We start from the raw sequence: 14535 nt of genomic DNA, 5'->3' as shown, positions 1-14535 counted from the left end.
GCAGTTAACTCCCAAGATAAAGGCAAGATAAAGGCAGGATAAAGGCAGGATAAAGGCAGGATACTTGCTTTCGAATGGCCGAATGTTAAAAACATTAACAACGGATGGAGATTGAAAATAGACAAACGATTGAATCCCCAATCCCTAGTCTCCAGACCCCAATCCCTAGTCCCTAATTCACATAACGCTCTGCATGACAAGGAGGTTAACGTTTTACGCCATACGTTTGATCTCAAAACCCATAACTCACCGCCCTCAACCGTTATCCGTTAAGCAAAGTTAGAACTTACAACAAAAAAGCCTGAACAGTTTCCTATTCAAGCTTTTATAATCTATCGTTAAAAAAATAATTTAATCTTCTCCGTATAAATCGCGCGTATACACCTTTTCAGCGACATCTTCCAATTCAGCAGCACGACGATTAGAAATAATCACATCCGACACTTTTTTAAATTCTTCTAAATCGCGAACGACTTGAGATCCGAAAAAAGTGTCTTCTTTTAAAACCGGTTCAAAGACGATGACTTCAATGCCTTTGGCTTTAATGCGTTTCATAATTCCTTGTATTGCTGAGGCACGGAAATTATCCGAACCCGCTTTCATAATTAAGCGGTAGATTCCGACTTTCTTAGGATTCTTCGCAATAATCGAATCCGCAATAAAATCTTTTCGGGTACGATTAGAATCTACAATGGCTTTGATTAAGTTATTGGGTACGCTGTTATAATTCGCCAATAACTGTTTTGTATCTTTTGGTAAGCAATACCCTCCATATCCAAACGATGGGTTGTTGTAATGCGTTCCAATACGAGGATCTAATCCTACCCCTTCGATAATTTGACGGCTATCTAAATTGAATGTTTCTGCATAACTGTCCAATTCGTTGAAATAAGACACGCGCATCGCCAAATAGGTATTGGAGAACAATTTAATAGCCTCCGCTTCTGATGAGTTGGTAAATAAGACTGGAATCTCTTCTTTTATCGCCCCTTCTTTCAACAATTGCGCAAATTGCTCCGCACGTTCGCTAATTTCTCCAACTATAATGCGAGATGGATATAAATTATCATATAAGGCTTTTCCTTCACGTAAAAACTCTGGAGAGAAAATCACGTTTTGGATGCCTAATTCATTTTTTATTTTCTCTGTAAACCCTACCGGCACTGTGGATTTAATCACACAAACTGCGGTTGGATTATATTGTTGCACTTCCTTTAAAACGCCTTCAACACTTTTGGTATTAAAGTAATTCGTCTCAGGATCATAATCCGTTGGCGTCGCAATAATTATAAATTGAGCGCCTTGATACGCCAAATTCTTATCTAAAGTCGCTGTAAAATTTAATGATTTTTGAGTTAAAAATTCCGTGATTTCTTTATCCTCGATCGGAGAAATCTTTTGATTTAATAAATCAACTTTTTCAGGAACAATATCTAATGCCACCACCTCATGATGTTGTGCCAATAGCATAGCGTTAGATAATCCTACATAACCTGTTCCTACAATTGTTATTTTCATTTTTAACGGATTTAAGTTTTATAATCGACGATCGATTTGTTCTAAGGGTAAAATCCCTTTTACATCATAAATGATTCCATTTTCATGCAAGTAATCAGATAAATTTAAATCTAAAAACGCTTGATGGGCTACCGTTAATACAATCGCATCATATTTCTGACCTTCTAAATCATTTAAAGCTTGGGTAGAAGTAATCCCGTATTCATGCATTACCTCTTCTGGTTTAGCCCATGGATCAAACGTTGTCACATTTAGCGAATAATCGTGTAACCCTTTGATTACATCTACCGCTTTCGTATTACGAACATCAGGACAGTTTTCTTTAAAGGTCACCCCTAAATTTAACACTTTTGCACCATTAACCTTAATGTCTTTCTTAATTAAGGTTTTAACAATTTCAGAGGCTACATACTGACCCATCGAATCATTCAAACGGCGCCCTGCCAAGATAATTTCGGGATGATACCCTTGTTCTTGTGCTTTTTGCGCCAAATAATAAGGATCCACTCCGATACAATGTCCTCCTACTAATCCAGGTTTAAACGGTAAGAAATTCCATTTGGTTCCTGCTGCCGCTAATACCGCATGTGTATCAATATCCAATAAGTTGAAAATTTTAGCCAATTCATTCACAAACGCAATGTTGATATCGCGTTGCGAATTTTCAATCACTTTCGCCGCTTCTGCAACTTTAATGGTGGGCGCAAGATGAGTCCCTGCTACAATTACGGAACGGTATAACGTGTCTACGATTTGTCCAATCGCTGGAGTAGATCCAGAGGTTACTTTTAAAATCTTTTCAACCGTATGTTCTTTATCTCCTGGATTAATTCGCTCTGGTGAATAACCTGCATAAAAATCCTCATTGAATTTTAACCCTGAAACCTTTTCCAACACTGGGATGCATTCTTCTTCCGTCACTCCGGGATAAACTGTTGATTCATAAATCACAATATCTCCTTTAGATAGCACTTTTCCTACCGTTTCAGAAGATTTATACAATGGCGTTAAATCTGGTCGATTGTTTTTATCCACAGGCGTAGGAACGGTTACGATGTATATATTGGCATCTTTTATCTCCTCCAAATTTGCCGAACAATATAACCCATGCTCCCCTGTTGCGAATGGATTTTGAGAAACAAGTACACTTTTTAAGACTTCTTCTTCAACTTCTAAAGTATGATCTTGTCCCTGATTTAATTCTGTAATTCGATTTTGATTGATATCAAATCCGATCACAGGGTATTTTGTTGCAAATAAACGAGCTAAAGGAAGACCGACATAGCCTAAACCAATAACTGCTATTTTATATGTTGAGTTCATGTTTAATTCTTGTTTAAATGGTTGTATGTTATAACGATGAATGGATTCCTTAAATTTTCCGATTGAATACGATTTAAATCGTTTAATCCATCCATCAAAATTTATTTAAGATTCTCCCAATACCACTTTACCGCTTCTTTTAAGCCTTTGTCTATCGTATGGGTGGGTTGATATCCTAGCAATTGTTTGGCTTTTTCTATGGAGGCCAAAGAATGAGGGATATCACCTTGACGATTTGGTCCATGAATCACTTCAACGGAAGCAATTTGAGGATCATATGCACTCAAATAATTTTTTAAATAGCCGATTAAATCGTTTAGAGTAGTTCGATCACCTACTGCGGTGTTATAAACAGTATTAATGGCTCCCGGATTTTCCGTTAACATGGCCAATTCATTCATTTGAATCACATTATCAATATAGGTAAAATCTCTCGAATAATCTCCTGTTCCATTGATTACTGGGGATTCGTGATTCATTAATTGTTTAACAAATAATGGGATAACTGCGGCATAGGCCCCGTTGGGATCTTGTCTTCTTCCAAATACGTTAAAGTAACGCAGACCAATACACGACATGCCATATGTTTTAGAAAAAATATCAGCATATAATTCATTCACATATTTAGTGATCGCATATGGCGATAAAGGTTTTCCAATGATATCTTCTACTTTGGGTAGATTTTCGGAATCTCCATAAGTTGAGGATGATGCCGCATACACAAAACGGTGAACTTTTTCATCTCTTGCCGCTGTCAACATGTTTAAAAATCCCGTCACATTGACCTCATTGGACGTTTGGGGATCTTTAATGGAACGGGGTACTGATCCCAAAGCAGCTTGATGCAAGACATAATCCACTCCTTGTACCGCTTTTTGACAGGTTTCAAAATCACGAATATCTCCTTCGATCAATTGATAATTCTCATGCGTCAAGAAAGGTTGGATATTGTATCGATGTCCTGTTGCAAAATTATCCAAGCAAGTCACACGATATCCTTTTCCTAAAAAATATTCTGTCAGGTTAGATCCTATAAACCCAGCGCCTCCAGTGATTAAAATATGTTTCATGAATTTATTCAATAAGAGATGGAAACAAATGTACCAACTCTTTTAAGATTTTATAGGTTATTTTTTATAATACGAACGATACCATTTGACAAAGTTTTCAACCCCTTTATCTATGGGATAATGGGGTTGATATTCATAATTCTCCATTAAATCATGAACATCCGCCCATGTCTGGTTCACATCGCCTGGTTGCATTGGTAACATTTCTAAAGTAGCTTTTAATCCTGTAGAATGTTCCACTTCTCGAATGAAATCCATCAATTGCACCGGTTTACTGTTCCCTATATTATACAATTGATAATGATTTATAGGCTCCTTTTCAACTAATCTTAGAATCCCTTGTATAATGTCGTCGATGTATGTAAAGTCACGGGATAAATCCCCATGATTAAATACCTTTATCGGGCGTTGGTTAAAAATGGCATCTGTAAATAGAAACATTGCCATATCCGGACGTCCCCACGGCCCATATACCGTAAAGAACCGTAATCCTATTGTTTGTATTCCGTACAAATGACTGTAGGCATGGGCCATCAATTCATTGGACTTTTTCGTGGCCGCATATAAACTAATCGGTAAATCTACATTTTGTTGTGTGGAAAAGGGTACATCAGTTGAATTCCCATAAACACTTGAACTACTGGCATACAACAGATGTTTCACCTTGAACGTTCGACAAGATTCCAAGACATTTAAAAATCCCACCAAATTACTTTGCCCATATGCATGTGGATTTTCGATACTGTAACGAACCCCCGCTTGGGCAGCCAAATGAATAACGCGATCAAATTGATAGGCTTCAAACAAGGAAGTCATAAATTCCAAGTCTTCTAAATTTGCACGGTAGAAGTGAAAGTTAAGCGCCTTCGAAGTACATTTTTGTTGAAAAATACGCGCTTCAGCACGATCAATGCCTAGTTCATTTAAACGACCATACTTTAAATTGACATCGTAATAATCATTGATATTATCATAACCGATTACGTGATGCCCTAAGGCACAAAGCGCTTGGGATAAATGCATACCAATAAATCCGGCAGCTCCTGTGACTAATATTTTTTCCATAGTTAAGTTCGTAGGTGGTATTATTTTATGCTCTCATTATTCGCCACAACTTGGCGTAAAGAAGAGCTTGAAAAACGATGGCTTCTTTTATTGTAATATATTTCAATTTGATTGTCGATACAAAATTGTTTTCCTGTAAAATCTTTATCACGGTATTCTTCTCCAATGATTCGGATGTCAATCGGAATCGCTCTTAAAATATCATCTAAATCTTGTTCGGTAGCATACGGAATTATTTCATCCACATATTTGCATCCCTGCAATTGAATATAACGTTCTACCACACTTTGAGTCGGTTGATTTTTATTCGGATCAATATGTTGTGGATCCGTATTTAATCCTACAATCAAATGGTCACACATTCTTTTTGCTTCTTCGAGCATCATAATGTGACCTGCATGCAATAAATCAAATGCCCCAAAGGTTATTCCAATCTTCATAAGATAATATTTTATATCAAAACGTTATACAAAAATAGAACTTCAAAAAGTTATAACAACAATTTCTGTTAAAAAAGAAAAGGAGATCCTAAGATCTCCTTTTTATTGATTAAACCAATTCTGGCTTTTTCTTTTCTAAATAATTATACACATTCTTCACTTCTTGTGAATCTTCTTTTTGTAAAATTAAATTCGCTGTCGGTGTTGAAACAAAAATACAATTGCTTAATCCAACAAATGCGGTATAAACATTTGTTCCGATTATCATATTTCCGTTACGATCTACCGGGTGCCCTCCTGAACGAAAATAATCATATAAAGCTTCAAATGAACCCAAATCATCCCATGAAAACTTAGCCTGTACCACTTTAATGCGTTTACTGCGTTCCATCACAGCATAATCGATACTATTCGCCGGAATTTCCATAGATAATGCTTCATCCAAATAACCATCTTGGTTAGCATTCCATGCTTGCAAAGATTTTTCGTAGATTTCCGGCTCAAACTGTTTTAATTCGTCCAATAAAATACCTGCTTTGAAACAGAACATTCCACTGTTCCATAAAAAGTTTCCACGTTCAATAAAATCTTGTGCAGTAATATGATTGGGTTTTTCACGGAACGATAAAACGGTATCCCCTTTATGTTCTATATACCCATAACCTGTTTCAGGATGCGTAGGCTCCACACCAAACGTTACAATGTAATCCGAATTCGCTAAATCAATGGCACGTTGAATCGCATCTTGATATTCATCCATGCGTTGAATCAAATGATCCGATGGAGTCACAATCAAAATATCATTCTTATCAACTGCTAAGGCAGCAAAAGCAATTGCTGCAGCCGTATTACGAGGAACTGCTTCGGTAATCTTAATGCAGTCGACGTTTAATTTCTCCAGAATCTTTTGAGATAAACTTTCGTTATCTTTATTTCCAATGACCATTAAATCCGTTGTAATGGCTTTATTTCTTTTAATAGTTAATTCAAATAAAGAACGATCATTGAATATTTCTAAGTATTGTTTGGGATGTGTTTTACGTGATAAAGGCCATAAACGACTTCCTACACCTCCCGACAATACCACATTATATATTTTCATGTATGCTACGACTTAAAATCAACCTACAAATTTAGAGGATTCTATAGAATTTCAACTATTCTTTAAAAAATTAATAGGTTCGAAACAAATGATTTAACTTTTTCTTAAAATATCAACCTATGAATCCCGATTAGCATAAAGCGAATGTTTAAATTCAAATTAATTTTAATTGGACAAATAGGATTCATTTCAGCTTCTGATCCTCCAAGAGCCAATCCGTCAAGCTGGACTTGTATCAGCTTCTCATCCTCCAAATAAAATTTTTAGTTTGTAATCTGAGGTAAGCCATGGTAAATGAAATTATGTTATATGTAATAAGTTATACGTTATACGTTTTTCATTTTTCATTTTTCATTTTTCACTTTCTATAAGCCTCCCTAAAATAAACACATCACCACTTAATCACTTAACCACTTAACCACTCTTCACGCACAAGCCATACAATGAAATTAGGAATTAGGAATGATGAATGATTGATGAGAAGTAAGGCGTAAGACGTAAAACGAAGTTAGAACAAAAGTAATTTTTCATTTTTCATTTTTCACTTTTCACTTTTCACTTTTAGTTATTCACTAATCTTTTTGCTCAAAATTATTTATTCACATACAAAAATCGGTCACTGAGGTTCTCGAAGTGCCGATTTCCTTTGTCTTCGAGAACCTCAGACACCGGAAATCTTTCATTCAGCACGAAACATTAGCAAAGTAAAGATTTAAAGCCTATAGCATAAAGCCTACAGCTTATAGCATAAAAAAATCCCCAACCAAATAAATGATTGAGGATTTAAATAAAGACTGGCGGCGACCTACTCTCCCGCAATAGCAGTACCATCGGCGCTGAAAGGCTTAACTTCTCTGTTCGGAATGGGAAGAGGTGAGCCCTTTCGCTATAACCACCCTAATTTCTTAGTTATTTTTAATTAGGTTTTGTTCCTAATCTATTTTTGACATTATTAGATAATTGAATACAAATACTATTGTTTTATACAATCCAGTATACAATTCAAATAAGATTAACTAACCTTCTCTATGACGGTTAAATTAATATTTGAAAAAGTTTATGGGTAATTAGTACTACTCGACTTTGACATCACTGCCTTTACATCTATAGCCTATCAACGTGGTAGTCTGCCACGACCCTTTAAAGAAGTCTAATCTTGCGGCGAGTTTCGCACTTATATGCTTTCAGTGCTTATCTCATCCAAACGTAGCTACTCAGCGGTGCACCTGGCGGCACAACTGATACACCAGAGGTTTGTTCAACACGGTCCTCTCGTACTAGAGTCAAGTCCGCTCAAACTTCTAACGATCACAACAGATAGAGACCGAACTGTCTCACGACGTTCTGAACCCAGCTCGCGTGCCACTTTAATGGGCGAACAGCCCAACCCTTGGGACCTTCTCCAGCCCCAGGATGTGACGAGCCGACATCGAGGTGCCGAACCTCCCCGTCGATGTGAGCTCTTGGGGGAGACTAGCCTGTTATCCCCGGAGTACCTTTTATCCTTTGAGCGATGGCCCTTCCATACGGAACCACCGGATCACTATGTCCTGCTTTCGCACCTGCTCGGCTTGTTGGCCTCACAGTCAAGCACCCTTATGCCATTACACTCTACGCACGGTTACCAAGCGTGCTGAGGGTACCTTTGAAAGCCTCCGTTACTCTTTTGGAGGCGACCACCCCAGTCAAACTACCCACCATGCACTGTCCTTCTATCTAGAAGTTAGGCTCCAAGTAAATAAAGGGTGGTATTTCAACAATGACTCCACAAATCCTAGCGAACCTGCTTCATAGTCTCCCACCTATCCTACACATTATTTACCCGAAGTCAATACAAAGCTATAGTAAAGGTTCACAGGGTCTTTTCGTCCCGTTGCGATTAACCGGCATCTTCACCGATACTACAATTTCACCGAGCTCATGGTTGAGACAGTGCCCAGATCGTTACACCATTCGTGCAGGTCGGAACTTACCCGACAAGGAATTTCGCTACCTTAGGACCGTTATAGTTACGGCCGCCGTTTACTGGGGCTTCAGTTAAGAGCTTCGCCGAAGCTAACCCCCTTCCTTAACCTTCCAGCACCGGGCAGGTGTCAGACCCTATACGTCATCTTTCGATTTTGCAGAGTCCTGTGTTTTTGATAAACAGTCGCCTGGGCCTTTTTACTGCGGCTGACTTACGCCAGCGACCTTTCTCCCGAAGTTACAGGTCTATTTTGCCTAATTCCTTAACCATGACTCACTCGAGCGCCTTAGGATACTCTCCTCGACCACCTGTGTCGGTTTACGGTACGGGCTGCACATCTCGCTATTTCTTGGAACAATTTTCAGAGGATTATCACGCCACCCGAAGGATTTGTGTACTATCCCTGCTTTACGCAGGTTCAACGTGCTATTCCGTCAGCACGCACCTCCTACAATCATTCGTCACTTTTATTGAGTGCAGGTACGGGAATATTAACCCGTTTGCCATCCACTACCCCGTTTGGGTTCGTGTTAGGACCCGACTAACCCTAAGCTGATTAGCATAGCTTAGGAAACCTTAGTCTTACGGCGAATAAGTTTCTCACTTATTTTATCGTTACTCATGCCTACATTTTCTTTTCTAAAAGCTCCACCACCCATTACCAGGTGACTTCTGCGCCGTTAGAATGCTCCCCTACCAGTCATACATAAGTATGAATCCATAGCTTCGGTAATATGCTTATGCCCGATTATTATCCATGCCGGATCGCTCGACTAGTGAGCTGTTACGCACTCGTTAAATGAATAGCTGCTTCCAAGCTAACATCCTAGCTGTCAATGCAATCCAACCGCGTTTTTTCAACTTAGCATATATTTGGGGACCTTAGCTGATGGTCTGGGTTCTTTCCCTCTCGGACATGGACCTTAGCACCCATGCCCTCACTGCCTAGAAACATATATTAGCATTCGGAGTTTGTCAGGAATTGGTAGGCGGTGAAGCCCCCGCATCCAATCAGTAGCTCTACCTCTAATATACTTCACTAAACGCTGCACCTAAATGCATTTCGGGGAGTACGAGCTATTTCCCAGTTTGATTGGCCTTTCACCCCTACCCACAGGTCATCCGAAGACTTTTCAACGTCAACCGGTTCGGTCCTCCACTTTGTGTTACCAAAGCTTCAACCTGCCCATGGGTAGATCACAAGGTTTCGCGTCTAATACCACTGACTATATCGCCCTATTCAGACTCGCTTTCGCTTCGGCTCCGTACCTGAAGTACTTAACCTTGCCAGTGACATTAACTCGTAGGCTCATTATGCAAAAGGCACGCCGTCACACTTACGTGCTCCGACCGCTTGTAGGCGTACGGTTTCAGGTTCTATTTCAACTATCTATTCGATATGCTTTTCACCTTTCCTTCACAGTACTAGTTCACTATCGGTCTTTGAGGAGTATTTAGCCTTGGAAGATGGTCCTCCCATATTCGGACAGAATTTCTCGTGTTCCGCCTTACTCGTTATCAACCTTATAACACTTTCGCTTACAGGACTATCACCCTCTTCGGTTAACCTTTCCAGGTTATTCTGCTAGCATTATAAAGTCTTTAGGGCTAATCCGCGTTCGCTCGCCACTACTTACGGAATCTCAATTGATTTCTTTTCCTATTGGTACTTAGATGTTTCAGTTCCCAACGTTCGCTCTGCTTGCGCAGTGACATGTCTTCAACATGCCGGGTTGTCCCATTCGGAAATCTACGGATTAATGCGTATGTGCCGCTCCCCGTAGCTTATCGCAGCTTATCACGTCCTTCATCGCCTCTCAAAGCCTAGGCATCCGCCGTACGCCCTTAGTAACTTTTTTCATAATTTAACCGTCATAATAATGAGCGGTTATGTTAATCTTACTCGTTTTTGTTTAATTGTATACCTTCAATTTGCCGAATTAAATCGTTTAATTATTTAATTCTATATTGCTTTGATTAATTTCTTAATCTCTGTTTGATTGTATGTCGTTAACAATTTCTTGTTATCTTTTTCTAATAATGTCAATGAACTCTTCTTGTCCGTTAGGACTTCGTGGAGAATATCGGAGTCGAACCGATGACCTCTTGCGTGCAAGGCAAGCGCTCTAGCCAGCTGAGCTAATCCCCCTCTTTTTACGTATTACGTACGACGTTAAACGTTTTACGTTGTAGTCTCAGGCAGACTCGAACTGCCGACCTCTACATTATCAGTGTAGCGCTCTAACCAGCTGAGCTATGAGACTCTTTAATACTCTTAAAGAGTGGTCTTTGTAATATATGTTTTTGAAATCAATTTTGACAGTAAATAAAACCGAATTAAGGTCAATCTTCTATAAATAGAAGAAAATTCGTCGTTCTCTAAAAATGAGATGTTCCAGCCGCACCTTCCGGTACGGCTACCTTGTTACGACTTAGCCCTAGTTACCAGTTTTACCCTAGGCAGCTCCTGTTACGGTCACCGACTTCAGGTACCCCCAGCTTCCATGGCTTGACGGGCGGTGTGTACAAGGCCCGGGAACGTATTCACCGCATCATGGCTGATATGCGATTACTAGCGATTCCAGCTTCATAGAGTCGAGTTGCAGACTCCAATCCGAACTGAGATAAGTTTTCGAGATTCGCATCCTGTCGCCAGGTAGCTGCCCTCTGTACTTACCATTGTAGCACGTGTGTAGCCCAAGACGTAAGGGCCGTGATGACTTGACGTCGTCCCCACCTTCCTCTCAACTTGCGTTGGCAGTCTCATTAGAGTCCCCGTCTTTAAACGCTGGCAACTAATGATAGGGGTTGCGCTCGTTGCAGGACTTAACCTAACACCTCACGGCACGAGCTGACGACAGCCATGCAGCACCTTGCATTCTGTCCGAAGAAATATCTGTTTCCAAATACGTCATTATGCATTTAAGCCTTGGTAAGGTTCCTCGCGTATCATCGAATTAAACCACATGCTCCACCGCTTGTGCGGGCCCCCGTCAATTCCTTTGAGTTTCATTCTTGCGAACGTACTCCCCAGGTGGGATACTTATAACTTTCGCTTAGCCACTGAACTTGCGCCCAACAGCAAGTATCCATCGTTTACGGCGTGGACTACCAGGGTATCTAATCCTGTTCGCTCCCCACGCTTTCGTCCATCAGCGTCAGTTGAGGCTTAGTGACCTGCCTTCGCAATTGGTGTTCTGCGTAATATCTAAGCATTTCACCGCTACACTACACATTCCAGCCACTGCAACCTCACTCAAGACCAACAGTATCAATGGCAGTTCCATCGTTAAGCGATGGGCTTTCACCACTGACTTATTGGTCCGCCTACGGACCCTTTAAACCCAATAAATCCGGATAACGCTTGCACCCTCCGTATTACCGCGGCTGCTGGCACGGAGTTAGCCGGTGCTTATTCATATGGTACCTTCAGCTACTCACACGTGAGTAGGTTTATCCCCATATAAAAGAAGTTTACAACCCATAAGGCCGTCATCCTTCACGCGGGATGGCTGGATCAGGCTTTCACCCATTGTCCAATATTCCTCACTGCTGCCTCCCGTAGGAGTCTGGTCCGTGTCTCAGTACCAGTGTGGGGGTTCACCCTCTCAGGCCCCCTACAGATCATCGCCTTGGTGAGCCGTTACCTCACCAACTAGCTAATCTGACGCATGCCTATCCTACTGCGATAAATCTTTCAAAATCTCATCATGCAATGAAATTTATTATAAGGTATTAATCCAAATTTCTCTGGGCTATCCCTTTCAGTAGGGCAAGTTGCATACGCGTTACGCACCCGTGCGCCGGTCTCAAGACAGCAAGCTATCTCTACCCCTCGGCTTGCATGTGTTAAGCCTCCCGCTAGCGTTCATCCTGAGCCAGGATCAAACTCTCCATTGTAAATAATTTCTTTTAGCATTTCTGCTTATGTTTTACAACTTCGAATTTCCTTATGACTCTATTATTTAAGGATTGACCTAATTTATATTCGGCTTTTATTTCTTCTGTCTATATTGTAATTTCAAATGAACTTCTCAATTCAAGCAAACTTCTTTCGTTGTTTGCGGTTGCAAAGGTAATACTTATTTTTAAACTGCAAAATCTTTTTTAAAAAATTTTTGAAGTTTTATTTTTTCAAGACTCTATTAAGAATAATCTTAATTCTCATCTCTCATTAACAAGTTACTTCTTCGCGATTTCAAGTTTTCAACACTACTCTTCTTTCGTATTGAGAGTGCAAATATAGGGCAACATATTTCGTTTTTCCAAATGGTTTTGGGAATTATTTTCACTTTTATCCCTAACTCACTGAACCTCGGTGAAATATTTTTTATACACCTGATATGTTTTACGTCAGACGTTCTACTTTTATCTTGTTTTTAACTGGTTTCCGTCTTACTTCTCGTTCTAATTATAAATTAGAAATGATGAATTATGAATGGTGAGGCGTAAGGCATAAGACGTAAGTCTTAAGGCGAACTTAGAACTAAGTTACATTTTACAAAAAAAACAAAACCTATAACGTAAAACGTACCACGTATAACGTAAGACGAAGTTAGAACAAAAGTAATTTTTCATTTTTCACTTTTAGTTATTCACTAATCATTTTTCATGGCAGTATCCAAAAAACTGTGTATATATAAAATAAGGTGGGTTATTATAACTCACATTTATTTTTTAATTACATTTATAAAATACAGTTTTTTATGAAGAAATCTATTGGCAAAATGATCAAAGATCGTGGTTTATTGGAAGTCGTTAAAACGCTAGAAGACCTTAGTAAATTACTAAAATAACTAGATTTAGAATTATTAGAAGCCATACTCCACTGTGAGCTTGAAGCATATTTAGGCTATACAAAAATGAAAAAAGTGATAATTCTAACTCACGAAACGGGACTACTTCCAAACGTATAAAAAGTGAATTCGGAGAATCTACAATAGAAGTTCCTCGTGATCGAGAGGGTAGTTTTGAGCCTATAATTGTACCAAAGCATCAATCCAAATCAGTTTCAGTCGAAAATATGGTGATATCGCTAAATGCTAAAGGTCTGATTGTTTTGGTATTTACAAACTATATGGTTTTGTACTCTCTACTTCTCCGATATATCTATCATCACCGATAAAGTGAATCAACAAGTATTAGATTGGCAAAACCGTCCATTAGAACCGGTTTATTGCTTTGTTTGGATGGATGGCATCGTTTTTAAAGTTTGACAAGTTGGAAAAGTGATAAATAAGACTATTTACTTAGATGTTGGTTTGAATCGTAAAGGGTATAAAGAAATCCTTGGATTGTGGCTTGAAGAGAACAAATCTGCTGCTTTTTGGCAATGAGTAATGAGAGATTTAAAAGTGCGTGGTGTGGAAGATATTTTGGTTTCTGTAACCGATAATTTGAATGGTTTTACACAAGCAATTAGCAATATTTTCCCTCAAACAAACACGCAAATTTGCGTAGCACATCAGTTCAGAAATTCAGCTCGAAATGTGGTGTGGAAAGATAAAAAAGAGTTTACTTCGGATATGAAGTTAATTTATAATGCGACAAGCAGAGAAATGGCGGCGCATGAATTAGATCGTTTTGCAGAAAAATGGAATCAAAAATATCCTTATGCAATACAATCTTGGAGAAAGAATTGGGACGAATTAACCGTATTTTTTGACTTCACGGGAGAAATTAGAAAAGTTATATATACCACTAATTTAATTGAAAATCTAAATGGAAAAGTCCGTAAATGCACTAAAAATAAGATGGTTTTCCCAACGGATGATGCGCTTAAAAAATCGGTATATTTATCCTTAATGCAGATATCCAAAAAATGGACAAAACCAATTCAAAACTGGGGATTAATTTTAAATCAATTTTTAGCTACATTTGAAAAAAGGGTTCAATTATAAAATAGTTAAACCCATCTGAAAATATGTTTACAGAAAATTTTGGAGAGTGTCTTTTTCATTTTACAAAAACAAAACCTATAACGTAAAACGTACCACGTATAACGTAAGATGAAGTTAGAACAAAAGTAAATTTTTCACTTTTCACTTTTCA

At 38.9% G+C, this 14535-nt stretch carries 6 protein-coding genes, 2 tRNA genes, 3 rRNA genes and 1 pseudogene; 1 reads left to right on the top strand and 11 read right to left on the bottom strand.

Annotated elements, in window-relative coordinates:
- Window positions 1-351: 351 nt before the first annotated feature.
- The 11 genes from AC1QSP_RS10205 to AC1QSP_RS10155 form a co-directional block, all read right to left on the bottom strand.
- On the bottom strand, window positions 352-1518 hold the full coding sequence (locus AC1QSP_RS10205) for a nucleotide sugar dehydrogenase (RefSeq protein WP_484078598.1): 1167 nt from the start codon (window positions 1516-1518) through the stop codon (window positions 352-354).
- 18 nt (window positions 1519-1536) lie between these two features.
- Window positions 1537-2841 (bottom strand): nucleotide sugar dehydrogenase, encoded by a 1305-nt coding sequence (locus AC1QSP_RS10200; RefSeq protein WP_484078597.1) that lies wholly within the window; start codon window positions 2839-2841, stop codon window positions 1537-1539.
- A 101-nt stretch (window positions 2842-2942) separates the two neighbouring features.
- Complete coding sequence (locus tag AC1QSP_RS10195) at window positions 2943-3911, bottom strand: SDR family oxidoreductase (RefSeq protein ID WP_484078596.1); 969 nt, start codon at window positions 3909-3911, stop codon at window positions 2943-2945.
- Window positions 3912-3968: 57 nt separating this feature from the next.
- Window positions 3969-4976 (bottom strand): NAD-dependent epimerase/dehydratase family protein, encoded by a 1008-nt coding sequence (locus AC1QSP_RS10190; protein WP_484078595.1) that lies wholly within the window; start codon window positions 4974-4976, stop codon window positions 3969-3971.
- Between the two features lie 20 nt (window positions 4977-4996).
- Window positions 4997-5416, bottom strand: a complete 420-nt coding sequence (locus AC1QSP_RS10185; RefSeq protein WP_322971408.1) for an adenylyltransferase/cytidyltransferase family protein — start codon at window positions 5414-5416, stop codon at window positions 4997-4999.
- A 109-nt stretch (window positions 5417-5525) separates the two neighbouring features.
- The gene (locus AC1QSP_RS10180) at window positions 5526-6518 is read right to left on the bottom strand and encodes a mannose-1-phosphate guanylyltransferase (RefSeq protein WP_484078594.1); all 993 of its coding nucleotides are present in this window, start codon (window positions 6516-6518) and stop codon (window positions 5526-5528) included.
- A 792-nt stretch (window positions 6519-7310) separates the two neighbouring features.
- Window positions 7311-7418 (bottom strand): 5S ribosomal RNA (gene rrf, locus AC1QSP_RS10175).
- 147 nt (window positions 7419-7565) lie between these two features.
- A 23S ribosomal RNA gene (locus AC1QSP_RS10170) occupies window positions 7566-10343 on the bottom strand.
- A 216-nt stretch (window positions 10344-10559) separates the two neighbouring features.
- Window positions 10560-10633, bottom strand: a tRNA-Ala gene (locus AC1QSP_RS10165).
- Between the two features lie 41 nt (window positions 10634-10674).
- Window positions 10675-10748 (bottom strand) — tRNA-Ile (locus AC1QSP_RS10160).
- Window positions 10749-10867: 119 nt separating this feature from the next.
- A 16S ribosomal RNA gene (locus tag AC1QSP_RS10155) occupies window positions 10868-12384 on the bottom strand.
- Together the 16S, 23S and 5S rRNA genes with 2 tRNA genes alongside form the textbook arrangement of a ribosomal RNA operon.
- Before the next feature lie 806 nt (window positions 12385-13190).
- On the opposite strand from AC1QSP_RS10155, the pseudogene AC1QSP_RS10150 reads away from it, so the two are divergent.
- A pseudogene (locus AC1QSP_RS10150) lies at window positions 13191-14384 on the top strand (IS256 family transposase).
- The last annotated feature ends 151 nt before the right edge of the window (window positions 14385-14535 follow it).

The sequence above is a fragment of the Faecalibacter sp. genome (genome assembly GCF_057177045.1).
This window is presented reverse-complemented; position numbering and strand designations above follow the sequence as displayed.